At 56.0% G+C, this 22,560-nt stretch carries 23 protein-coding genes; 12 read left to right on the top strand and 11 right to left on the bottom strand.

The window, feature by feature from the left end; all coding sequences use genetic code 11:
• Positions 1-12 precede the first annotated feature (12 nt).
• Genes kdsA through QMG15_RS05635 form a run of 5 tightly spaced genes read left to right on the top strand, consistent with a single transcriptional unit; the run spans position 13 to position 3,730 of the window.
• Positions 13-870: a 3-deoxy-8-phosphooctulonate synthase gene (kdsA, locus tag QMG15_RS05655; RefSeq protein WP_281789896.1), complete on the top strand. Its 858-nt coding sequence runs from the start codon at positions 13-15 to the stop codon at positions 868-870.
• 54 nt (positions 871-924) lie between these two features.
• Positions 925-2,208: a phosphopyruvate hydratase gene (gene eno, locus QMG15_RS05650; protein WP_281789895.1), complete on the top strand. Its 1,284-nt coding sequence runs from the start codon at positions 925-927 to the stop codon at positions 2,206-2,208.
• Positions 2,209-2,217: 9 nt separating this feature from the next.
• Positions 2,218-2,490 carry a cell division protein FtsB gene (gene ftsB, locus QMG15_RS05645; protein ID WP_108360078.1) on the top strand — a complete coding sequence of 91 codons (273 nt, stop codon included), beginning with the start codon at positions 2,218-2,220 and terminating at the stop codon, positions 2,488-2,490.
• On the top strand, positions 2,487-3,098 hold the full coding sequence (gene pnuC / locus QMG15_RS05640) for a nicotinamide riboside transporter PnuC (RefSeq protein ID WP_281789894.1): 612 nt from the start codon (positions 2,487-2,489) through the stop codon (positions 3,096-3,098). Before ftsB ends, pnuC begins: the two co-directional genes overlap by 4 nt.
• Positions 3,095-3,730 carry an ATP-binding protein gene (locus tag QMG15_RS05635; protein ID WP_281789893.1) on the top strand — a complete coding sequence of 212 codons (636 nt, stop codon included), beginning with the start codon at positions 3,095-3,097 and terminating at the stop codon, positions 3,728-3,730. Before pnuC ends, QMG15_RS05635 begins: the two co-directional genes overlap by 4 nt.
• Before the next feature lie 8 nt (positions 3,731-3,738).
• On the opposite strand, the gene QMG15_RS05630 is transcribed toward QMG15_RS05635, so the two are convergent.
• Positions 3,739-4,713 carry an Hsp33 family molecular chaperone HslO gene (locus QMG15_RS05630; RefSeq protein ID WP_281789892.1) on the bottom strand — a complete coding sequence of 325 codons (975 nt, stop codon included), beginning with the start codon at positions 4,711-4,713 and terminating at the stop codon, positions 3,739-3,741.
• Complete coding sequence (locus tag QMG15_RS05625) at positions 4,713-5,237, bottom strand: gamma carbonic anhydrase family protein (protein ID WP_281789891.1); 525 nt, start codon at positions 5,235-5,237, stop codon at positions 4,713-4,715. The genes QMG15_RS05630 and QMG15_RS05625 overlap by 1 nt, the downstream gene beginning before the upstream one ends.
• Positions 5,238-5,278: 41 nt before the next feature.
• Here QMG15_RS05625 and QMG15_RS05620 point away from each other — a divergent pair, with 41 nt between their 5' ends.
• On the top strand, positions 5,279-6,082 hold the full coding sequence (locus tag QMG15_RS05620) for a ferritin-like domain-containing protein (protein ID WP_281789890.1): 804 nt from the start codon (positions 5,279-5,281) through the stop codon (positions 6,080-6,082).
• Between the two features lie 8 nt (positions 6,083-6,090).
• On the opposite strand, the gene xerD is transcribed toward QMG15_RS05620, so the two are convergent.
• Complete coding sequence (gene xerD, locus QMG15_RS05615; RefSeq protein WP_281789889.1) at positions 6,091-7,017, bottom strand: site-specific tyrosine recombinase XerD; 927 nt, start codon at positions 7,015-7,017, stop codon at positions 6,091-6,093.
• A complete protein-coding gene (locus tag QMG15_RS05610; protein WP_281789888.1) occupies positions 7,014-7,976 on the bottom strand; it encodes a tripartite tricarboxylate transporter substrate binding protein BugE in 963 nt (320 codons plus the stop codon). The genes xerD and QMG15_RS05610 overlap by 4 nt, the downstream gene beginning before the upstream one ends.
• Before the next feature lie 99 nt (positions 7,977-8,075).
• On the opposite strand from QMG15_RS05610, the gene QMG15_RS05605 reads away from it, so the two are divergent.
• From QMG15_RS05605 to arsC, 5 genes are all read left to right on the top strand, one after another.
• Positions 8,076-8,981, top strand: a complete 906-nt coding sequence (locus QMG15_RS05605; protein ID WP_281789887.1) for an AEC family transporter — start codon at positions 8,076-8,078, stop codon at positions 8,979-8,981.
• 91 nt (positions 8,982-9,072) lie between these two features.
• Positions 9,073-9,330, top strand: a complete 258-nt coding sequence (locus tag QMG15_RS05600) for a type B 50S ribosomal protein L31 (RefSeq protein WP_108360175.1) — start codon at positions 9,073-9,075, stop codon at positions 9,328-9,330.
• 63 nt (positions 9,331-9,393) lie between these two features.
• Entirely contained in the window at positions 9,394-11,133 is a 1,740-nt protein-coding gene (locus tag QMG15_RS05595; protein WP_281789886.1) for a hypothetical protein, read from the top strand.
• Between the two features lie 7 nt (positions 11,134-11,140).
• A complete protein-coding gene (locus tag QMG15_RS05590; protein ID WP_281789885.1) occupies positions 11,141-12,523 on the top strand; it encodes an MATE family efflux transporter in 1,383 nt (460 codons plus the stop codon).
• Positions 12,520-12,891, top strand: coding sequence for an arsenate reductase (glutaredoxin) (gene arsC, locus QMG15_RS05585; protein WP_348773325.1), 372 nt, complete (start codon positions 12,520-12,522; stop codon positions 12,889-12,891). The genes QMG15_RS05590 and arsC overlap by 4 nt, the downstream gene beginning before the upstream one ends.
• Here arsC and glmM read toward each other — a convergent pair.
• The 4 genes from glmM to QMG15_RS05565 form a co-directional block, all read right to left on the bottom strand.
• Entirely contained in the window at positions 12,888-14,219 is a 1,332-nt protein-coding gene (glmM, locus tag QMG15_RS05580) for a phosphoglucosamine mutase (RefSeq protein WP_281789884.1), read from the bottom strand. The genes arsC and glmM overlap by 4 nt on opposite strands.
• A gap of 51 nt (positions 14,220-14,270) precedes the next feature.
• Positions 14,271-15,095, bottom strand: coding sequence for a dihydropteroate synthase (gene folP / locus QMG15_RS05575; protein ID WP_281789883.1), 825 nt, complete (start codon positions 15,093-15,095; stop codon positions 14,271-14,273).
• Positions 15,096-15,149: 54 nt separating this feature from the next.
• On the bottom strand, positions 15,150-17,063 hold the full coding sequence (gene ftsH, locus QMG15_RS05570; protein ID WP_108360089.1) for an ATP-dependent zinc metalloprotease FtsH: 1,914 nt from the start codon (positions 17,061-17,063) through the stop codon (positions 15,150-15,152).
• Between the two features lie 107 nt (positions 17,064-17,170).
• A complete protein-coding gene (locus tag QMG15_RS05565) occupies positions 17,171-17,845 on the bottom strand; it encodes an RlmE family RNA methyltransferase (protein WP_281789882.1) in 675 nt (224 codons plus the stop codon).
• A gap of 34 nt (positions 17,846-17,879) precedes the next feature.
• Here QMG15_RS05565 and QMG15_RS05560 point away from each other — a divergent pair, with 34 nt between their 5' ends.
• On the top strand, positions 17,880-18,353 hold the full coding sequence (locus QMG15_RS05560) for a YhbY family RNA-binding protein (protein ID WP_108360091.1): 474 nt from the start codon (positions 17,880-17,882) through the stop codon (positions 18,351-18,353).
• On the opposite strand, the gene QMG15_RS05555 is transcribed toward QMG15_RS05560, so the two are convergent.
• From QMG15_RS05555 to carB, 3 genes are read right to left on the bottom strand one after another with little or no spacing between them, the layout of a single operon-like run.
• Entirely contained in the window at positions 18,350-18,784 is a 435-nt protein-coding gene (locus tag QMG15_RS05555; protein ID WP_281789881.1) for a DUF4149 domain-containing protein, read from the bottom strand. The genes QMG15_RS05560 and QMG15_RS05555 overlap by 4 nt on opposite strands.
• 9 nt (positions 18,785-18,793) lie before the next feature.
• The gene (greA, locus tag QMG15_RS05550) at positions 18,794-19,270 is read right to left on the bottom strand and encodes a transcription elongation factor GreA (protein ID WP_108360093.1); all 477 of its coding nucleotides are present in this window, start codon (positions 19,268-19,270) and stop codon (positions 18,794-18,796) included.
• Positions 19,271-19,279: 9 nt separating this feature from the next.
• On the bottom strand, positions 19,280-22,558 hold the full coding sequence (carB, locus tag QMG15_RS05545) for a carbamoyl-phosphate synthase large subunit (RefSeq protein ID WP_281789880.1): 3,279 nt from the start codon (positions 22,556-22,558) through the stop codon (positions 19,280-19,282).
• Positions 22,559-22,560 lie beyond the last annotated feature (2 nt).

Below are 22,560 nucleotides of genomic sequence, written 5' to 3'. Positions count from 1 at the left end.
ACGGGACAAGCCATGAAACTTTGCGGATTCGACGTTGGCCTCAACCAACCTTTCTTTTTGATCGCAGGCACCTGCTCGATCGAAGGCTTGGAAATGTCCATTGAGGTCGCAGGTCAACTCAAAGAAATCTGCTCTGGCTTGGGCATTCCTTTGATCTACAAAGGTTCGTTCGACAAAGCCAACCGCTCGTCCGGCAGCACCAAGCGCGGCGTGGGCATGGACGCAGGTTTGAAGATTCTTGACGAAGTGCGTCGCCAACTGCACCTGCCCATCCTCACCGATGTGCATGACGAATCGCAAGTCAAAACCGTGGCCAGCATGGTCGACGTGTTGCAAACCCCAGCCTTCCTGTGCCGCCAAACCGACTTCATCCGTGCTGTGGCGCAATCGGGCAAGCCTGTGAACATCAAGAAGGGCCAGTTCTTGGCCCCTTGGGACATGAAAAACGTCATCGACAAAGCCCGTGACGCCGCACGCGAAGCGGGCCTGCCCGAAGACAACTTCTTGGCCTGCGAACGCGGCGTGAGCTTTGGCTACAACAACCTCGTGGCCGACATGACCAGCTTGGCTGAGATGCGCAAGTCTGGCGCCCCTGTGGTGTTTGACGTGACCCACTCTGTGCAAAAGCCCGGCGGTCAAGGCACGGTCAGTGGCGGCGCTCGTGAGATGGTGCCTGTGTTGGCCCGTGCAGGCGTGGCCGCTGGCGTGGCTGGCCTGTTCATGGAAACCCACCCTTGCCCCTCAGAGGCTTGGTCTGATGGCCCGAATGCCGTGCCCTTGAGCAAGATGAAAGCCTTGCTAGAAACCTTGGTCGAGCTCGATGCCGTGACCAAAAAACACCCCTTCTTAGAAAACAACTTTGAGGCTTGAGTGCACCGCACACAACCTGAAACGATTTTTAAAACTTGAAATAGGAAAACACAAATGAGCGCTATCGTCGACATCGTCGCCCGTGAAATCTTGGACAGCCGCGGCAACCCCACCGTGGAATGTGATGTGTTGTTGGAGTCCGGCACCATGGGCCGTGCCGCTGTGCCATCAGGCGCATCCACCGGCAGCCGCGAAGCCATCGAGTTGCGCGACGGCGACAAGAGCCGCTACCTCGGCAAAGGCGTGTTGAAAGCGGTTGAGCACATCAACACCGAAATCTCTGAAGCCATTTTGGGCTTGGACGCTTCTGAGCAAGCCTTCCTCGACAAGACTTTGATCGACCTCGACGGCACTGAAAACAAGAGCCGCTTGGGTGCGAACGCGATGTTGGCCGTGTCTATGGCTGTGGCCCGCGCTGCCGCGGAAGAGTCTGGCTTGCCTTTGTACCGTTACTTCGGTGGCATGAACGGCAACCAATTGCCCGTGCCCATGATGAACGTCATCAACGGTGGCGCACACGCCAACAACAACTTGGACTTGCAAGAGTTCATGATCATCCCCGTGGGCGCCCCCACCTTCCGCGAAGCCGTGCGTTACGGCGCTGAAGTGTTCCACGCCTTGAAGAAAATCATCCACGACAAAGGCATGAGCATTGCCGTGGGCGACGAAGGTGGCTTTGCCCCCAACGTCACCAGCCACGAAGCTGCCATCCAAATGATCTTGGACGCGATTGCCGCTGCGGGCTACACCGCCGGCGAACAAATCGCCATCGGTTTGGACTGCGCTGCGAGCGAGTTCTACAAAGACGGTAAGTACCACTTGTCTGGCGAAGGCTTGCAATTGACGGCCCAACAATGGACCGACATGCTCGCCACTTGGTGCGACAAGTACCCCATCATCAGCATCGAAGACGGCATGGCTGAAAACGACTGGGACGGCTGGAAAGTGTTGACCGACCGCTTGGCCAAGAAAGTGCAAATCGTGGGCGACGACTTGTTCGTGACCAACACCAAAATCTTCAAAGAAGGCATCGACAAAGGCATCGCCAATTCGATCCTCATCAAGATCAACCAAATCGGTACCTTGACCGAAACCTTCGAAGCGATTGAGATGGCCAAGCGCGCGGGCTACACCGCCGTGATCAGCCACCGGTCTGGCGAAACCGAAGACAGCACCATTGCGGACATCGCCGTGGGCTTGAACGCCGGTCAAATCAAAACCGGTTCCATGAGCCGCTCTGACCGCATGGCCAAGTACAACCAACTCTTGCGCATCGAAGAAGACTTGGGTGACGTGGCGGTGTACCCAGGCCGTTCTGCCTTCTACAACCTGCGTTAATCGCTGGTGATGCTGCGTCCACTCCACCTTGTGCTGATTGCCCTGCTGCTTGTGCTGCAGGGCCAGCTGTGGTTTGGTCGCGGCAGCATCCCTGACGTGATGCGTCTACGTCAGACCTTGAAAGACCAAAAGCAACAAAACGTTGCAGCGCAGTTGGCCAATGACCGGCTCGGCGCCGAACTCCACGACCTCAAAGACGGTCTGGAAATGGTCGAAGAGCGCGCACGCTCGGAAATTGGCATGGTCAAACCCAACGAAGTCTTCGTGCAAATTGCGAAGTGACCGAATTCCTTTTCTCCACCGCATTCAGCCTTTGGGGCCTCGACACTTCTTGGCTTGAACTCATCGCTGTGCTGCTGGCTTTCGCGATGATTCTGTGCAACATCGTCGAGCTGCATTGGGGCTGGCCCTTGGCAGCCATCAGCTCGGTCCTGTATTTCTTTTTGTTTTGGACCCAGCGCTTGTATGGCGACGCGTTGCTGCAAGTGTTTTTTGCGGTGCTGGCCATGTGGGGCTGGTCGGTCTGGTTGCGTGGCGTGGACGGCGAGCCCTTGCCCATCACGCGCATGCCCTCACGTCAACGCGTCACATTGGTCTGGATGGGCACCCTGCTTTGGCTCGCCACAGGTGGCGTGCTGCTGAACTTCACCGACACCGATGTACCTTGGTGGGATGCGTTCCCCACCGCCTTCAGTTTGGTCGGCCAGTATTTGCTGGCGCACAAGCGCTTGGAAAACTGGGCCGTTTGGATCATCGTCAATATCGTGGCCGCAGGGCTGTTTGCATGGAAAGCCTTGTGGCTCACCACCCTGCTCTATGTGGTGTTCATCGCCTTGAGCGCGGTGGGATGGCGCACCTGGGCCTCGCGGACCAAGGCAGACCCCGCATGAAGATTGCGTTGCTCGGCGCAGAAAGCACAGGCAAGTCGCAACTGGCCTTGGCATTGACCACACACTTGCGTGCCGCTGGTTTAACTGTGCATCGCGTAGACGAATACCTGCGTGAATGGTGCGACACCCACAACCGCACACCTGAGTTTGAAGAACAACAGCACATCGCTGAAACGCAAATGGCCCACGTACTGGCAGCGCCTGCGCATGCGGTGGTGATTGCAGATACCACGCCACTCATGACCGCGGTGTACAGCCAAATGATTTTCAACGACCACAGCCTTGATGCACTCGCGTTGCAACACCAAGCTGTGTTTGATATCACCTTGCTCACAGGGCTAGATCTGGCGTGGGTCAGCGATGGACTGCAACGCGTGGGTGCGCATGTGCGCGAACCCGTGGACCAAAAAATCAGACACTTGCTGGCACAAGGCAATTTGCCCTATCAGGTGGTGTACGGCACAGGCGAGCAACGTTTAGAAAATGCCTTGTTTTGCATTGGTCGCCAAGCACCGCAATGGGCCAAACAGTTGGAACGCCCCGAGCCGCCTACACGTTGGCGCGGCCCCTGCGAAACCTGTGGCGACGGTGACTGCGAACACCGCTTGTTCAGGGGCTTGCTCACGCCCTGAACAGGGCTTTATTGCAGCGATGAGGGGCTGGGCGGCTGAATGTCAAGGCCCGTAAAAATATGCGCTGCATCTACCGCGTCGTAGCGGTATTGCTGACCGCAAAAATCGCAGCCCACTTCCACCTCGCCGCGTTCAGCCAAGATGCTTTCGACTTCTTCGGTGCCCAAGCTGCGAATCATGTTGCTCACACGTTCGCGACTGCACGAGCAGGCAAAGCTGGGCGTGAGGGGCTCGAATCGCACGAGCTTTTCTTCCCAGAACAGGCGACGCAAAATGGTTTCAGCATCCAAGTTCAGCAACTCATCAGCGGTCAAGCTGGAGGCCAAGATGGAGATGCGGTTGTAGTCTTCGTTGCGACCAATTTCGTCTTCGTCTTCCATGCTCGCCTTCGCGGCCAAGTTACCTTCGCCTTTGATGGGCAAGCGCTGGATCAACAAACCCGCGGCGGTGGTGTCATTCGCAGCCAACACCAAGGTGGTGTCGAGCTGCTCGCTTTGCAGCATGTAGTGCTGCAGCACGTCGCTGAATTTATCCAACTTCTTGCGATGGTCGTCAAACAACGGCACCACGCCTTGGTAAGGCTGTTGACCTGGCATTTTGTTGAGCGGGTCTAAGGTGATGGCACAGCGGCCTTCGTTGTTGACGTTCACCATCTCAGGCAAGGTGCTGGCATCGCCCAACTCACCCACCACTTTGGCCGTGGCGCGCAGGCTCAAGTTCGGGTTGACTTCGACCACCGCCAACTTCAGCGGACCATCGCCAAAAATTTGCATGACCAAGGCTCCGTTGAATTTGATGTTCGATTGCATCAACACGGCCGCAGCTGTCATCTCACCCAACAAGTGACGCACGGGCTCGGCATACGGCCCTGTTTCGACGTTGTCTGCACGGCGCTTGATCACCTCTTGCCACACATCGGTGAGCTGCACCAACATGCCACGCACGGGCAAACCATCGAACAAAAATTTATGCAACTGAGACATCAAGCAATTTTCTTTAAACCCGTTTTGAAGCGGTTTTTGTTATTCACATAGTGCTGCGCACTGCGGCGCAACCCTTCAATTTGCTCAGGCGTGAGCTGACGCACCACCTTCGCTGGACTGCCCAAAATCATGGAGCCATCTGGAAACTCTTTGCCTTCGGTCACGAGCGAGCCCGCACCCACCAAGCAGTTCTTTCCAATTTTCGCGCCGTTGAGCACGATGGCGCCAATCCCAATCAGCGACTCATCACCCACCGTGCAACCGTGCAGCTGAACCATGTGGCCCACAGTCACATGCTTGCCAAGGGTCAGTGGCATGCCCACATCCGCATGCAACACGCTGCCGTCCTGGATGTTGGTGCCTTCCCCAATTCGGATCGTGGCCGTGTCACCACGCACCACACTGCTGAACCAGACACTGCTGTCGGGGGCCATCTGTACATCGCCGATGACTTGGGCGTTGTCAGCAACCCAAACCGAATCAGCAATTTGAGGGGTGAGCACATCGAGTTGGTAAACAGCCATGAAAGTCTCCTGCGTGATTTTGGTTTTCTACAATTGTAAGGATGAGCCTGCGCCGTTTAGCCTTGACTGCCCTGTGTATATGCGACCCTCTTGAGAAAGTTCAAGCGGTTCAGCTGCTGTGGGCGACACAAAAAGATGCCATGCTGTCTCCCAATGAACAGCTCCACCAAGAAGCACACCAGACGCTGCCCGGTCGCCCGGCACTGCCGCGCCTGATTCCAGCCAAACATGTGCCCACGCGCACACCATTCACCCCCGAAGGCTTGGCGGCTTTGCTGCATGCGGTGTGCCACATCGAATTCAACGCCATCAACTTGGCCTTGGATGCGGTTTGGCGCTTTCCTCACATGCCCGAGCCCTACTACACCGACTGGCTGCGCGTGGCTTATGAAGAGTCGCAGCACTTTGAAATGCTGCACACCCACTTGCAAAGCCTGGGCCATCGCTACGGTGACTTTGATGCCCACGATGGCATGTGGCACATGTGTCAAAAAACAGCGGACGACGTGCTGGCCCGCATGGCGCTGGTGCCCCGTACTCTTGAGGCTCGCGGGCTAGACGCAACGCCCTTGATTCAAGCCAAACTGCGCAAAGCCAACACGGTCAATGCGCTACGCACAGCAGATTTACTAGACATCATCTTGCGAGAGGAAGTGGGTCATGTCGCGATTGGCAACCATTGGTACCGGTGGTTATGCGAACAGCGCGGTTTAGACCCCGTGGCGCATTACCGCGAGTTAACCAGACGCTATGAAGCACCCAAGTTGCGCCCGCCTTTCAACACAGAAGCCCGTCAACGTGCGGGCTTCACAGAGGCTGAGCTGGACTATTTGTTAGGCGGATAAATACGCCGTCAACCACGCGGATGGTGCGCACCATGCAAGCTCTTCAAACGTTCACGTGCGATGTGCGTGTAAATGGTGGTGGTGGAAATATCGGCATGGCCGAGCAACATTTGCACCGCACGTAAATCAGCACCGTGGTTGAGCAAATGCGTGGCAAACGCATGGCGCAAGGTGTGCGGTGAAATCGGCATGCGGATTTGCGCTTGTAAAGCGTAGCGCTTGATGAGCTGCCAAAACATGGCGCGGGTCATGGCCTCGCCTGCGTTTTTGCCGCGTACCGTCACAAACAAAGCTTCGGTTTGGTGGCCTGCTAACAACGCGGGACGCGCTTCGCTCAAATAACGTTGCAGCCAATCGCGGGCCACTTCACCAAACGGTACCAAGCGTTCTTTGCTGCCCTTGCCCATGATGCGCAGCACGCCATCGTTCAGACTCACATGCAAAGTTTTGAGATCCACCAACTCGCTCACGCGCAAGCCACTGGCGTAAATCAACTCCAACATGGCGCGGTCACGCATGCCCAAACCGGTAGACACATCAGGTGCGTTGAGCAAGCTTTCCACTTGCGCCTCAGTCAAGCTTTTGGGCGCACGCACGGGCTGTTTGGCTGTGAGCAATTTGAGCGTTGGATCGGCCACCAACATACGCTCTCGCAAAGCCCAGCGGTAAAAGCGCTTAAACACCGTCAAACGACGGTTGGCGCTGGTGGCCTTGGTCTCGGCGTGGCGGTGCGCAAAGTACTGCTGCAAGTCTGACTCTTGCGCATTCAACAAATGCGTACCTTGGGCTTGAAGCCAGACAGACAACAAATTCAAGTCGCGACGGTAGGCGGCCAAGCTGTTGGCCGCCAAACCATGCTCTAACCAGAGCGCATCAATGAAGATGTCAATGTTGGCGTCTGGTGCAGACGCCTCGATGGCAATCAATGCGCTCAATCCAAGGTGAGTTTTTGTTCGACCACCACACGTTTGTAAACCTCATACTCAGCTTTGATTTGTGCGGCAAATTGCTCTGGCGTATTGGCCACGATGAGTGAGCCTGTATCTTCAATGCGCTTGCGTACGGCAGGATCTTCCAACGCTTTACGCACCCCTGCGTTGATTTTGTCCACAACGTCTTTGGGCATTCCTTTGGGGCCATAGATGCCATAAAAAGCCATGCGGTTCACCGGCTCTAGACCGACCTCTTTGAACGTAGGCACATTGGGCAACACGGCCAAACGTTGCGGTGCGGCCACCACGATGGGTACCAAGCGGTTGTCTTTGATGAAGGGCAAAGCCGATGGCAAGTTATCAAAAATCATCGGCACTTGACCGGCCACTGTGTCGTTCAAAGCAGGGCCTGCACCCCGATAAGGGATGTGCGTCACAAATATGCTGCTCAAGTTTTTGTACAGCTCCATCTGCAAGTGGCCAATACCGCCTGTGCCTGAAGATGAATACGAATACTTGCCAGGCGAACGTTTCACCTCGGCCACAAAACCTTTGTAATCTGTGGCCGGGAAGCTTGGATGCACCGCAATGATGTTGGGCGTTGCCGCCACGTTGATGATGGGCGAAAAATCTGTGAGCGGGTTGTAGGGGATCTTGGCGTTGATGGCGGGATTGGCCGCGGTTGTGGACACGGTGGCCATGCCCAGCGAATAACCGTCTGGTGCCGCTTTGGCGGTTTCATTCGCACCGACCACGCCACCCCCACCGGCTTTGTTGACCACCACCACGGTTTGGCCAAGCGCTTTACCCAAAGGGTCGGCAATGGTGCGGGCAATGATGTCCGTGGTACCGCCCGGGGCGAAGGGCACTTGCAATTGAATTGCCTTGTTTGGAAAACCTTGCGCAAAGGCTGAACCAGCGATGGCAAAAAGAGACAGCGCAAAACAATGACGACGGTGCATGGATATTTCTCCTAATCACGATTCAATCAAAAGACCTGTCGTTCAATCCTAAACGCTTTAAGAAGACTCAAGAATTCAAGTGCGGTTATTCTCTGTCGCGTGAATTACGCTCAACTCCTCTTTCCTGACTTCTCGCTCATCCTCTGTGGCTATTTAGTATGCAAATACACGGCACTCAATCGCACCGTGTGGGAGCAAGTCGAGAGCTTGGTTTATTTCTTTTTGTTCCCCGTCTTGCTGTTTCACTCCATCGTGCGCACGCCCTTGGATTTGCAAGCGGCCTCCCATCTCATCATGGCGGGCTTGTTGTTGGGGCTCAGCAGCATTGGCCTGTCTTATGCCATCCCGAAACTGCCGTTTTTGCACAAGCACATTGACACACGCTTGCACGCGGCCAGTGCGCAAGTCGCTTTTCGTTTCAACTCTTTCATCGCATTGGCTTTGGCAGAACGCATTGCAGGCCCGCAAGCCTTGTTGTTGATTGCGGTGCTGATTGGCGTGTGCGTGCCGTTGTTCAACGTGGCAGCCGTGTGGCCCATGGCGCGCCACGCCCAACGCAGCTTTGGGCGCGAACTGATTCGCAACCCCTTGATTTTGGCGACCGGGTTGGGACTGCTGGCCAATATTGTGGGCCTGCACATCCCAAGCTGGACCGAGCCCACTCTGCAACGCATTGGCGCTGCGTCCCTGGCTTTGGGTTTGATGGCTGCGGGGGCAGGCATGCAATTTGGCCACTTGATGAAAGCCAAAAGTTTGGCCGTCTCCCTTTTGACTGTGCGCCATTTGCTCACCCCTCTGCTGGCTTGGTGGCTGGCAGGCATGTTTGAGCTAGACAAGACCCAAACCAGCGTTCTACTGGCCTTCTCGGCATTGCCCACCGCGTCGAGCTGCTATGTGCTGGCAGCCCGCATGGGCTACAACGGGGCTTTTGTGGCGGGTTTGGTGACCTTGTCCACCGTGTTGGGCATGCTGAGCCTGCCATTTGCCTTGGGTGTTTTGCGGTAAAAGACTTTTCTTTCGTGGCATAATGACGCGTTTTGCGGAAAGTGTGTCGAAATAGGTCGGCGTGGCTACCGCAGCTGCTCAAGGAAAAGCGATGAAAGAAGGCATTCACCCTAACTACCGTGAAATCTGTTTCATGGATATGTCTAACGGTTTCAAATTTGTGACGCGCTCATGCGCTAGCACAAAGGAAATGATCAAGATGGAAGACGGCCGCGAACTGCCGTTGTACAAGCTGGATACCACCAGCGAGTCACACCCCTTCTACACAGGCACACAAAAATCTGTGGACAACATGGGCGGCCGCGTCGAGCGCTTCCGCAACAAGTACGGCAAAACTGCCGCCAAGTAAGCAACTCGCTCACTTCTCAAAAGGCAGCCCGGCTCTCCGCGCTGCCTTTTTTATTTCAAAGCTGTGACTCAACCTACCCCCGCCATCGTTCCTCAGAGTGCCGTGCGACGCCTGCCGCGCATTGCCCTATGGCTGTTCTGCGCCGCCTATGTGCTGCCCGGCTTGTTTGGCCGCGAACCTTGGAAAGGTAATGAATTCACAGCCTTTGGTCACATGCTCGCACTGGCTGAAGGTGCCAGCGACTGGTTCAACCCCAGCGTCTGGGGCCAAACACCCGAGCTAGATGCCTTGCTTCCCTATTGGTTGGGCGCTTGGGCCATCCAAATGGCACCCAGCTGGTTGTCGGCAGGATTTGCAGCGCGCATTCCTTTTGCACTGCTTCTGGGACTGACGTTGACCAGTACCTGGCATGGCGTGTATTACTTGGCCTTGAGCCCACAAGCCCAGCCCGTGCCTTTTGCCTTTGGCGGCGAAGCCAAACCCAAAGACTATGCGCGCACCATTGCAGACGGTGCTGTACTCGCACTGATCGCCTGCCTAGGCTTGACACTCCTTTCTCACGAAGCCAGTCCCATCTTGACGCAGCTGGCATTCGTCAGCTGCGCGTTTTACGGTGTGGCGGCGTTGCCTTACCACCCACGTTACAGCTTAAGCGCCCTCAGTATCGGGTTGCTGGGTTTGTGTTTAAGCGGTGCCCCAAGCCTGGCAGTGCTGATGGCCATCGGCAGTGGTTTCCTATGTGTATTGGATCGCGAAAGCACATCACCGCAAACCGGTCGCCAGCACGCACTTTGGCTATTGGCCATGGGCTTGTGCGTGGCAGGCGTAGCCACCGCACTGGAGGTCTGGCATTGGCGCCTGCTGCCCCTGCACAACGATTGGCAAGCTTGGCGCAATCTGCTGCGGCTGCTTGCTTGGTTCACGTGGCCAGCGTGGCCTTTGGCCATTTGGACCCTCTGGCGCTGGCGTCGTCAATGGACAAGCTTGCATTGGAGCCGCCACTTGGTGCTTCCCATGTGGTTCATAGCGCTGACGGTGAGCACGGCCATGCTGACCCAATCATCAGACCAAACTTTGCTGCTGGCTCTGCCTGCATTTGCAACCCTGGCCGCGTTTGCTTTGCCCACGCTGCGTCGCAGCGTCGCGGCATTGATTGACTGGTTCACCCTGCTGTTTTTCTCTGGCTGTGCCTTCATCATTTGGGTCATCTGGATTGCCATGCAAACGGGATGGCCCGCACAACCCGCAGCCAACGTCGCACGGTTGTTTCCAGGCTTTGAGCCCAGCTTTGGGTGGGTCGCTTTCATCGTGGCCCTCGGTGCGACGGCCGTGTGGGTTTGGCTGGTCATGTGGCGCACAGCCAAACACCGCCATGCCTTGTGGAAGAGCTTGGTGCTGCCCGCAGGTGGCGCTGCACTTTGCTGGCTGCTGCTACTGACGTTGTGGCTGCCGCTGCTCGACTATGCGCGCAGCTACAAACCCTGGGTTCAACAGATTCAAGGGGTGATGGCCAAACAAGAAGCACGTGAAGCACGTGAAGCACGAGACGTTTGCTTGCTGAGCTACGGATTGGATGTGGGTCAGATGACCGCTTTTCATTACCACGGTGGCTTTGACGTGAAGCCCGCTGAAATCACGCCCATCGCACAACAAAGCACTTGCCCATGGCTGTTGGTCGACAACGACTTGCGCCCTGATTTAGGCAATGTGGTTCGCCTGAATGAGTGGACCCGCGTGCGGACCATTCGCCGCCCCTCTGACAACAACGAAGATGTGACGCTGTATCACCGCCGTCAACCGTGATGGCGCGATGAGCACCGAACGCGCCACCATCATGCGGCACGCTGGCACCGTGATGGTCGGTCAGCTGGCTGTCATGGCCTTCAGCATCACAGACACCTTGGTGGCCGGTCATTTCGCAGACACCGCGTTGGCAGCGCTTGCGGTGGCCGCTGCGACTTACGTGACCGTTCATATTTCCCTCATGGGCATGCTGCAAGCCTTGTTGCCTGTGTGGGCTGAATTACATGGTGCACAACGGCATGCAGAAGTCGGTCGATCCGTACGGCAGGCGCTGTACCTGTGTGCCTTCACTGCGGCGATTGGCATGTGGGCTTTGTTTTGCCCGGGGCCTTTGCTCAACTGGACGCAAGTGCCATCTGATTTGCAAGAAGAGGTCCGCGGCTACCTCAACATCGTGGCCTTTGGACTACCCGCCTCCTTGCTGTTTCGCATGTACAGCACCTTGAATCAAAGCTTGGGCAAACCCAAATTGGTGACTTGGGTGCAGGTGGGGGCCTTGGCCGTGAAAGTGCCCTTGTCGATTGCCCTGGTTTTGGGCATTCCCGGCGTTTTGCCTCCGCTGGGTTTAGCCGGATGCGCATGGGCCACCTTGGCTGTGATGCTGATGATGCTGGGCCTGGCCTTGTGGTTGCTGCGCACCCAAGACTTTTACAAGCCCTACCGCATCTGGGCACCCATGGAGAAACCCCACGCAACCAACCTGCTTCGCTTTGTGCGACTGGGCTTGCCCAGTGGGCTGGCAATTGGCGTAGAAGTCACATCGTTCACCCTGATGTCTTTGTTCATTGCACGCTTGGGCGTGGTGGCCACAGCGAGCCATCAAATTGTGTCAAACATGACCGCTGTGCTTTACATGGTTCCCCTCTCGCTCTCCATTGCCAGCAGCTCACGTGTGAGCTATTGGATTGGTGCAGGACACATACATCGCGCGCGACACGCTTTGCGCACAGGCCTCGGTTTGATTGTGTTGCTCAGCATGGGCTTGGCCGCCTTGATCGGTTGGCAGCGTGAGGCCATTGCCAGCCTCTACACACAATCGCCCGAGGTCGCAACACTGGCCGCCACCTTGTTGTTGTGGCTCATGATTTACCACGTGGCCGATGCGGTTCAAGTCTTTACCGTGTTCACGCTGCGTTGCTATGGCATCACTGTGTTGCCGCTCATCACCTATACCGTCTTGCTGTGGGGCTTAGGCTTGGCTGGCGGCTATGTGGTGGCCTATGGTGTAGACATTGATTTGTCGGGTTTCTCATGGCTGGCACCGCAGTCACCCATTGCGTTTTGGCAAACAGGCAGCTTGGCGTTGTATGTCACCGTCGCTGTTTTATTACCCGTGTTGTGGCGTGCCGCCTATCGTCAGCCAAAGACACACACGCCAGACATTGCATGAAGAAACCTATGCACAGCATCAAGATTTACCACAACCCAAAATGCAGCAACTCACGCAACGCGCTGGCACTGATTCGTGCGCATGGACATGAGCCAGAAGTCGTTTTGTATTTAGAAACACCGCCCACGTGCCCAGAGTTGCAAGCCATCATCCAAGCCACGGGCGGCTCTGCACGTGCGTTGATGCGCAGCAAAGAAGTTGTTTATGCCGAGCTGGGCTTAGACAACCCCAGTCTCACAGAAGGCGCGTTGATGGACGCCATGCTGGCACACCCTGTGTTAATCAACCGCCCCATCGTCATCACGCCCAAAGGCACACGTTTGTGTCGACCGCCAGAGCTGGTGCTCGATATCTTGCCTACGCCTTAAGCTGACAAGGTGTCAGCGATGCGCTTGGCGCAAGCGTGGGCTTGCGCTTCATCACGCGCTTCGACCATGACACGCACCAAGGGCTCGGTGCCACTGGCACGAATCAGCACGCGGCCTGTATCGCCCAACTCAGCCTCGGCCTTTTGAACTTCTTCTTTCATGCGGGCATTCGATTGCCAGTCTTGGCCGGGACGCAAACGCACGTTGATCAGGGTTTGCGGGAACAGCGTCACATCCTTGAGCAAATCCGCCATCGCACGGCCACTGCGCACGCAGGTTTGCAGAATCTGCAATGCACTCACCAAGCCATCGCCGGTGGTGTGCTTGTCCAAGGCCAACAAATGGCCTGAGCCTTCGCCCCCCAAAATCCATTGGTGTTTGGCCAGTTCTTCCAGAACATAGCGGTCACCCACCTTGGCGCGCACAAACTGCACACCACGTTTTTTCAAGGCAACTTCAACGGCCATGTTGGTCATCAGGGTGCCCACCACACCAGGCAGCACTTCGTCATTCGCCAACCGGTCGTCGGCCATTAAGTAAAGGAGTTCGTCGCCGTTGTACAAACGGCCTTGGGCATCGACCATTTGCAAGCGGTCCGCATCGCCATCCAGCGCAACGCCGAAATCAGCATGGTTGGCCTTGACCGCCCGCACCAACGCCTCAGGGTGCGTGGCACCGACCTCGTGGTTGATGTTCAACCCATCAGGGCTGCAACCAATGGCAATCACCTCTGCACCTAACTCGTGGAAGACTTTGGGGGCAATGTGATACGCCGCACCATGCGCCGCATCGACCACAATTTTCAAACCTTTGAGCGTGAGGTCGTTCGAAAAAGTGCTCTTACAAAATTCGATGTAGCGACCCGCTGCATCGTCCAAACGTTTGGTCTTGCCGAGGTTGGCCGAGTCAGCCCACACGGGTGCTTCGTCCAATGCAGCTTCAACGGCCAGCTCCCATGCGTCACTGAGCTTGTTGCCTTGCGCACTGAAGAACTTGATGCCGTTGTCTGCAAACGGGTTGTGGCTGGCACTGATGACCACGCCAAGGCTCGCGCGTTGTGCGCGTGTGAGATAGGCAACACCAGGCGTAGGCAAAGGTCCGAGCAACACCACATTGACACCCGCCGAGTTAAAGCCAGACTCTAAGGCCGACTCCAACATGTAACCAGAAATACGGGTGTCTTTGCCAATCAACACCGTGGGATGTGCTTCGGTTTGTTTGAGCACACGGCCGACGGCGTGGGCCAAACGCAGCACAAAGTCAGGGGTAATGGGGGCTTGGCCCACGGTGCCGCGAATGCCGTCTGTGCCGAAATATTTGCGTGTCATGTTGTTGTGCCTTGGTCGTTATTTTTTTGCTATCAATTTGAGTCCATTGTCTCAAACTTGAGCGGCTTGCCAAACTTGAAGCGCCTGCACAGTTTGCGCCACATCATGCACACGCACAATATGTGCACCACGCTCCACCGCCAAGAGTGCAGCAGCCACGCTAGGCACCATGCGTTCGCCCACCGCACAACCCGTGACGGCACCTATGGATGATTTGCGCGACCAGCCCACGAGCAAGGGGTAACCCAAAGCCAACAACTGGTCTTGATGCGCGAGCAGTTCAAAGTTTTGCGCCACGGTTTTGCCAAAGCCCACACCGGGGTCTAAGGCAATGCGTTCGTCCGCCACGCCTAGGGCTTGCAACGCTTGCGCCTGATTTTTCAAGAACGCAGCCACAGCCTGAATTGAGCGGCCTTGCATTGGCAAGGTCTGCATGGTTTGTGGCTCGCCATGCATGTGCATCAAGCACACGCCGCAGTTCGCATGCGCAGCCACCACCTGCTGCGCACCAGCCTGACGCAGTGCCCACACATCGTTGATGATGTCTGCACCTGCATCCAACACAGCTTGCATCACGCCCGCTTTGTAGGTGTCAATCGAGATCGGCACATTCAAACGCACCGCTTCGCGCACCACGGGCAGCACCCGCGCCAACTCATCTTCGAGTGACACCGCAGGCGCGCCAGGACGGGTGGACTCGCCACCAATGTCCAAAATATGCGCGCCGTCTTTGAGCAACTGTTCGCAATGCGCCAAAGCAGCACGCGTGTTGGCATGCTGGCCACCGTCCGAGAAAGAATCTGGCGTGACATTGACAATGCCCATCACCTGCGGTTGGCTGAGGTCAATGCGAAAACGTGTGGTTTGCCAAAACATAAATGCTCCATGAAAAACGGGGCTTTCGCCCCGTTCTTGATTCAACCCAATCGCTTAAGCCGCGCTGGGTGATGGGTCTGCTTGCACCGCTGGGGTGCCGCCACTGCTGTCACCGCCCGAAGGGGTGCGTGGTGTCCAATCTTTCGGTGGACGTGGCTGACGGCCTTCCATGATGTCGTCGATTTGCTCTTTGTCGATGGTTTCCCATTCGAGCAAAGCCTTGGCCATGGTGTGCATCTTGTCTGAGTTCTCTTCAATCAAGCGACGGGCCAAGTTGTACTGCATGTCAATGATGCGACGCACTTCAACGTCCACCTTTTGCATGGTGGCTTCAGACATGCTGGTGGTCTTGGTGACAGAGCGGCCCAAGAACACTTCGCCTTCGTTTTCGGCATACACCATCGGGCCCAAAGCATCGGTCATGCCGTAGCGCGTCACCATGTCACGGGCGATGGATGTGGCACGCTCAAAGTCGTTGCTCGCGCCCGTGGTCATTTGGTTCATGAACACTTCTTCAGCAATACGACCACCGAACAACATGCTGATTTGATTGAGCATGAATTCTTTGTCGTAGCTGTAACGGTCTTTTTCAGGCAGGCTCATGGTGACGCCCAAAGCGCGACCACGCGGAATGATGGTGACTTTGTGCACAGGGTCACACTTGGGCAACAACTTGCCAATCAAAGCGTGGCCAGATTCGTGGTACGCCGTGTTGCGACGCTCTTCTTCTGGCATGACCATGCTCTTGCGCTCAGGTCCCATCAAGATTTTGTCTTTGGCCTTTTCGAAGTCTTGCATCTCCACCACACGGGCATTACGACGTGCAGCCATCAAAGCAGCTTCGTTACACAGGTTGGCCAAATCGGCACCGCTCATGCCAGGTGTGCCACGTGCGATCACGCTGGCATTGACGTCTTGGCCAATTGGCACTTTGCGCATGTGCACGTTCAAGATTTGTTCGCGGCCACGGATGTCCGGCAAGGTCACGTAGACCTGACGGTCAAAGCGACCAGGGCGCAACAAAGCGGCATCCAAAATGTCGGGACGGTTGGTGGCAGCCACCACGATGACGCCGAGGTTGGTTTCAAAACCATCCATCTCGACCAACATTTGGTTCAAGGTTTGTTCGCGTTCGTCGTTACCGCCGCCCACACCGGCGCCACGTTGACGGCCCACAGCATCAATCTCGTCAATGAAGATGATGCAAGGTGCATTCTTTTTGGCGTTTTCGAACATGTCGCGCACGCGGGCCGCGCCCACACCCACAAACATCTCCACGAAGTCAGAACCCGAGATGCTGAAGAATGGCACTTTGGCTTCGCCGGCAATGCCTTTGGCCAACAATGTTTTACCGGTACCGGGAGGGCCAACCAAGAGCAAACCGCGTGGGATACGACCACCCAGTTTTTGGAAGCGTTGGGGGTCTTTCAAAAAGTCCACCACTTCTTTCACTTCTTCTTTGGCTTCATCGCAACCGGCCACGTCCGCAAACGTGACTTGGTTGTTGTTCTCATCCAGCATGCGGGCTTTGCTCTTGCCGAAGCTGAACGCGCCGCCCTTGCCGCCGCCTTGCATTTGGCGCATGAAGTACACCCACACGCCAATCAACAGCAGCATCGGGCCCCAGCTGACCAACAGGGTCATGAGGAGCGAGCCTTCTTCGCGGGGCTTGACGTCAAACTTCACGCCATTGGCGATGAGGTCGCCCACCAATCCACGGTCGAGGTAAGTCGCTGTTGTGCGAATCTTGCGCTCATCATTGGTGACGGCGGTAATTTCTGTACCGCCCTGACCTTCTTGGATGGTGGCGGTTTTGATGCGCTTGGCGCGGACTTCTTCAAGGAAGTCCGAGTAGCCAAGGTAACCAGAGCCTGCGCCGGGACGAGTTTCAAACTGTTTGAACACGGTGAACATCACCAAAGCGATGACCAACCAAACAGCGACTTTTGAGAACCATTGATTATTCAATGTGGGCTCCGAAATAAAAAGAGTACGAGATGTACTGAGATGGGCCTGATTTTAGGCGTTTCAAGCGCTTGGGCCCGCTTTATTCACCGCAAGCAGCCTTAGAAAAATCAAGGATTTACTGAAACGCGACTTTTCACGCCCATACCAACCAAAAAGGTTTCACTTGATTTGTCGCGACTGGCCTTGGGTTTGATGGGCTTGACCACGCGAAACGTACTTTTAAACAAGTTGACCAAATCGCTGTAACCGCTCCCATGAAACAGCTTGACCACCAAAGCGCCATCGTCTTTGAGGTGTTTTTGTGCGAAGTCCACGGCCAACTCAATCAAATGGGCAATGCGGGTGGCATCGGTCGATTCAATGCCTGTGAGGTTGGGCGCCATGTCTGACACCACAACGTCCACGATACGGCCTTGCAAGGCCGCTTCTAGCTGCGCCAAGACCTCTTCTTCACGGAAGTCGCCCTGAATGAAGGTGACGTCCTCGACGGGCTCCATGGACAAGATATCCAAACCAATGATGGTGCCGTTCAAAGTGCCCGTGGCAGCGCCTGCGGGCGACATGCGGCGGCGCAGGTATTGGCACCACGCACCCGGCGCACAACCCAAGTCCACCACCACGTTGCCCGGCTTGATGAGGCTGAGCTGCTCGTCAATTTCCTTGAGCTTGTAAGCCGCACGTGCGCGATAGCCCTCTTTTTGGGCCAGCTTGACGTAGGTGTCGTTCACATGGTCGTTCAACCATGTTTTATTGACCTTTTTGCTTTTAGTTTTAGCTTTCAATTCATACCTTTGAGCGAGCGGGGATAATACCCGCATGTCCGCAATACAACTCACACCTGCTCAACGCAAAATTCACCGCGCCGAAGCGCACCATTTAGACCCCGTCGTCATGATTGGCAACGATGGTTTAACACCTGCCGTTCTCAAAGAAGCCGAGATGGCACTGAACGCACACGGCCTCATCAAAATCCGTGTGTTGGGCGATGACCGCCAAGCACGCGAAGCCATGTTTGTGGCTTTGGCCGACCAACTCAACGCAGCCCCCATTCAACACATCGGCAAGCTGTTTGTGTTGTGGCGTCCTCGCGCTGAAAAAGAACGCACCGTCGACGAAGAGCGCATGGCTGGCCCGCGCGATGTGAAAGTGCTCAAGTACAGCAGCCGTGGCGGTCAACGCCCCGAAGTGAAAACTTTGCGCGTGCTGGGCAACCAACGCCTGACCTCTGGCGGCCAAGTCAAACGCGCCAAACCGAAAAAGATTTCGGTCAAAAAACGCACCTTGGGTTAAACGTTTTGCTCTGAACTTGCTGCAACAGCAAGTTCAGTCTGCGCAGGGCTCAACGCCCACAGCGTCTTGCCAGCGCACAACCACTGCAACACATACAGCGCAGTGCCCAAGTTGTGCCACAAAGCCATGTTGTCACGGGCCACAATGTGGGGCTTCACAGCCACTTCAATCAACAAGGCGCACAACATGCCTGCAATCACCCACGGTGATGGTGTGTGAGATTCATCTTGGCTAAGGCGTTTGGCCGCCAACAAAAGCAGCAAACCACACATCAGTGACAGCCACGACTGAGCAGTGAACAGCTTGGCAGCCATTTGCCCTGCGATGGCCGGTGTTTCCAAATGCATGAACAGCATCGGCACCACCATAAATCCGACCGCACACAAACTACCCCACCACAGCGCTGCTAAAAAGAGGTGTAGCCGCGCCATGTGAGGGGTTTAGAGGTAAGAGACCTTGACCACTTCGTAGTGCTTCACACCGCCCGGTGCTTGCACTTCAGCCACATCGCCCTCTTCCTTGCCAATCAAGGCACGGGCAATTGGGCTGCTGATGTTGACGAGGCCGAGCTTCAAATCGGCTTCGTCTTCGCCCACGATTTGATAGGTCACTTTGTCCCCCGTGCCTTCGTCTTCCAACGCCACAGTAGCGCCAAACACCACACGACCACCTGCATCAAGCGATGCAGGGTCAATGATTTGTGCCACCGACAGCTTGCCTTCAATTTCTTGAATGCGGCCTTCGATGAAACCTTGACGGTCTTTGGCTGCGTCGTATTCGGCGTTCTCGCTCAAATCGCCTTGCGCACGCGCTTCGGCAATTGCCGCGATGACCGAGGGACGCTCAACGGTTTTGAGTTTGTGCAACTCGTCCTTGAGCTTTTCTGCACCGCGTTTGGTGATGGGAACTGTACTCATCGTGTGTCCTTAGGCCGTCAGTTGAGCGTGCATTTCCTGCACAGAAATGACATCCAACTTGTCCATGTACTTCATACCTTCCACAGCCGCTTCTGCACCTGCGATGGTTGTGAAAGTGGTCACACGGTTGAGCAATGCCGAGGTACGGATGTGGCGCGAATCGGCAATTGCATTGCGACGCTCTTCCACGGTGTTGATGACCAACACCACTTCGTTGTTTTTGATACTGTCCACAATGTGTGGGCGACCTTCGGTCACTTTGTTCACCACATCGCAAGGCACGCCAGCCTCCACAATGGCAGATGCTGTGCCTTTGGTTGCAATCAACTCAAAGCCCAAAACAGACAACTGGCGCGCCACTTCGATGGCACGTGCTTTGTCGTTGTTCTTCACCGAGATGAACACCTTACCCGTCGAGCGGCCATCCGCATCGCGAGGACGAGGCAACTTGGTGCCTGCGCCCAGTTGGCTCTTCACAAAGGCTTCGCCAAATGTTTTGCCCACACCCATGACTTCGCCGGTGGACTTCATCTCTGGGCCGAGAATCGTGTCGACACCTGGGAACTTCACGAAGGGGAACACCGCTTCTTTGACACTGAAATAAGGGGGTGTCACTTCTTTGGTGATGCCTTGCGATGCCAAAGTTTGACCGGCCATGCAACGTGCAGCGACCTTGGCCAACTGGATGCCCGTGGCTTTGGACACATAAGGCACGGTGCGTGACGCGCGTGGGTTGACTTCCAGCACATAGATGACGTCTTTGCCATCCACGTGTTGAATCGCGAACTGCACGTTCATCAGGCCGACCACATTCAAGGCACCGGCCATGGCGGCAGATTGGCGCTTAAGTTCGTTCACGGTTTCGGCCGACAACGAGTAAGGCGGCAACGAGCAAGCCGAGTCACCGCTGTGCACACCTGCTTGTTCGATGTGTTCCATCACGCCGCCGATGAAGGTCTTGCCTTCTGGGTCGCGCAAGCAGTCCACATCGCACTCAATCGCATCGTTCAAGAAACGGTCGAGCAACACAGGTGAGTCATGCGACACCTTGACCGCTTCGCGCATGTAGCGCTCGAGGTCGCGTTGCTCGTGCACGATTTCCATGGCGCGGCCACCCAATACATAGCTGGGGCGTACGACCAAGGGGTAACCCAAAGCTGCGGCTTTTTCCAAAGCTTCTGGCTCGGTACGCGCTGTGGCGTTAGGAGGTTGACGCAGACCGAGGTCTTGCAACAACTTTTGGAAACGCTCACGGTCTTCGGCCGCATCAATCATGTCTGGGCTGGTGCCGATGATCGGCACGCCAGCCGCTTCCAGGCCCAAAGCCAATTTCAAAGGCGTTTGACCACCGTACTGAACGATGACGCCGGTTGGCTTTTCTTTGTCCACGATTTCGAGTACGTCTTCAAGTGTCAATGGCTCAAAGTACAAACGGTCAGACGTGTCGTAGTCGGTCGACACGGTCTCTGGGTTGCAGTTGACCATGATGGTTTCATAGCCGTCTTCGCGCATGGCGAGCGCGGCGTGAACGCAGCAGTAGTCAAACTCAATACCTTGGCCGATGCGGTTAGGACCGCCGCCGAGCACCATGATTTTTTTGTTGTTGGTAGGCTCTGCTTCGCATTCAGCAGCACCCACGCCGAAGGCGTCGCCATTACCTTCGTAACACGAATACATGTAAGCCGTGTCCGTCGAGAACTCAGCTGCACAGGTGTCCACACGCTTGTAGACGGGGCGAATTCCCTGTTCATGACGGCGTGCACGCACCACGTGTTCAGTGGTTTTGAGCAACTTGGCCAAACGGCGGTCTGAGAAGCCCTTCTTTTTCAAAGCGCGTAACTCGTGTGCAGTGATGGCGTCGAGGGATGTGGTTTCGAGCTCAAGCTCAATCTTCACAATCTCTTCGATTTGCACCAAGAACCAAGGGTCGATTTTGGTCAAGGCAAACACCTCGTCCACACTCATGCCCATGGCGAACGCGTCGCCCACGTACCAAATGCGCTCGGGGCCGGGCTCGCCCAATTCCTTCTCGAGCACTTCGCGGTCTTGGGTTTTTTCGTTCATACCGTCCACGCCCACTTCCAAACCGCGCAAGGCTTTTTGGAAGGACTCTTGGAAGGTACGGCCCATGGCCATCACCTCGCCGACCGATTTCATTTGGGTGGTCAAGCGGCTGTCAGCAGTCGGGAATTTCTCGAACGCGAAACGTGGAATTTTGGTGACCACGTAGTCAATCGAGGGCTCGAACGACGCAGGCGTTGCACCGCCTGTGATTTCATTGCGCAACTCGTCGAGCGTGTAACCCACCGCCAACTTGGCAGCGACTTTTGCAATCGGGAAACCCGTGGCTTTGGAAGCCAACGCCGATGAACGCGACACACGTGGGTTCATCTCAATGACAACCATGCGGCCATCTTTGGGGTTGATCGAGAACTGCACGTTGGAACCGCCCGTGTCCACACCGATTTCGCGCAACACAGCCAAAGAGGCGTTACGCAAAATTTGGTATTCCTTGTCGGTCAAGGTTTGTGCAGGCGCCACCGTGATGGAATCACCGGTGTGCACGCCCATGGGGTCCAAGTTTTCAATCGAGCAAATGATGATGCAGTTGTCCGCCTTGTCGCGCACCACTTCCATCTCGTACTCTTTCCAACCGAGCAAAGATTCTTCAATCAACAGCTCGTTGGTGGGCGAGGCTTCCAAGCCGCGCTTACAGATAATTTCGAATTCTTCGGGGTTGTAGGCAATGCCGCCGCCTGTGCCACCCAGCGTGAAGCTGGGGCGAATGACGGTGGGGAAACCCAAACTCTTTTGCACATCCCACGCTTCTTCCATGCTGTGGGCAATGCCTGAACGCGCAGAGCCCAGACCAATCTTGGTCATGGCGTCTTTGAACTTCAAGCGGTCTTCGGCTTTGTCGATGGCCTCAGGCGTTGCGCCAATCAGCTCAACCTTGTACTTGGCCAACACGCCGTGGTGCCACAAATCCAACGCGCAGTTCAGCGCTGTTTGGCCGCCCATGGTGGGCAGGATGGCATCGGGACGCTCTTTGGCAATGATCTTCTCAACCGTTTGCCAAGTGATGGGCTCGATGTAGGTGACGTCTGCCGTGGCAGGGTCGGTCATGATCGTGGCAGGGTTGCTGTTGATCAAGATGACTTTGTAGCCCTCTTCACGCAAAGCTTTACAAGCTTGCACGCCGGAGTAATCGAACTCACACGCCTGACCAATGATGATCGGGCCTGCGCCAATGATGAGAATGCTTTTTAGGTCGGTGCGCTTTGGCATGA

The sequence above is a fragment of the Limnohabitans sp. INBF002 genome (assembly GCF_027924905.1).
Lineage (GTDB): Bacteria > Pseudomonadota > Gammaproteobacteria > Burkholderiales > Burkholderiaceae_C > Limnohabitans.
Note: the sequence above shows the minus strand (reverse complement) of the source record. Positions and strands in the feature narration are given on the sequence as shown.

Coding starts and splice junctions, on each gene's coding strand:
- kdsA (WP_281789896.1), top strand. CDS start 13: ATGAAACTTTGCGGATTCGACGTTGGCCTCAACCAACCTTTCTTTTTG.
- eno (WP_281789895.1), top strand. CDS start 925: ATGAGCGCTATCGTCGACATCGTCGCCCGTGAAATCTTGGACAGCCGC.
- ftsB (WP_108360078.1), top strand. CDS start 2,218: ATGCTGCGTCCACTCCACCTTGTGCTGATTGCCCTGCTGCTTGTGCTG.
- QMG15_RS05635 (WP_281789893.1), top strand. CDS start 3,095: ATGAAGATTGCGTTGCTCGGCGCAGAAAGCACAGGCAAGTCGCAACTG.
- QMG15_RS05630 (WP_281789892.1), bottom strand. CDS start 4,713: ATGTCTCAGTTGCATAAATTTTTGTTCGATGGTTTGCCCGTGCGTGGC.
- QMG15_RS05625 (WP_281789891.1), bottom strand. CDS start 5,237: ATGGCTGTTTACCAACTCGATGTGCTCACCCCTCAAATTGCTGATTCG.
- QMG15_RS05620 (WP_281789890.1), top strand. CDS start 5,279: ATGAGCCTGCGCCGTTTAGCCTTGACTGCCCTGTGTATATGCGACCCT.
- QMG15_RS05610 (WP_281789888.1), bottom strand. CDS start 7,976: ATGCACCGTCGTCATTGTTTTGCGCTGTCTCTTTTTGCCATCGCTGGT.
- QMG15_RS05600 (WP_108360175.1), top strand. CDS start 9,073: ATGAAAGAAGGCATTCACCCTAACTACCGTGAAATCTGTTTCATGGAT.
- QMG15_RS05590 (WP_281789885.1), top strand. CDS start 11,141: ATGAGCACCGAACGCGCCACCATCATGCGGCACGCTGGCACCGTGATG.
- arsC (WP_348773325.1), top strand. CDS start 12,520: ATGAAGAAACCTATGCACAGCATCAAGATTTACCACAACCCAAAATGC.
- glmM (WP_281789884.1), bottom strand. CDS start 14,219: ATGACACGCAAATATTTCGGCACAGACGGCATTCGCGGCACCGTGGGC.
- folP (WP_281789883.1), bottom strand. CDS start 15,095: ATGTTTTGGCAAACCACACGTTTTCGCATTGACCTCAGCCAACCGCAG.
- QMG15_RS05560 (WP_108360091.1), top strand. CDS start 17,880: ATGTCCGCAATACAACTCACACCTGCTCAACGCAAAATTCACCGCGCC.
- QMG15_RS05555 (WP_281789881.1), bottom strand. CDS start 18,784: ATGGCGCGGCTACACCTCTTTTTAGCAGCGCTGTGGTGGGGTAGTTTG.
- greA (WP_108360093.1), bottom strand. CDS start 19,270: ATGAGTACAGTTCCCATCACCAAACGCGGTGCAGAAAAGCTCAAGGAC.
- carB (WP_281789880.1), bottom strand. CDS start 22,558: ATGCCAAAGCGCACCGACCTAAAAAGCATTCTCATCATTGGCGCAGGC.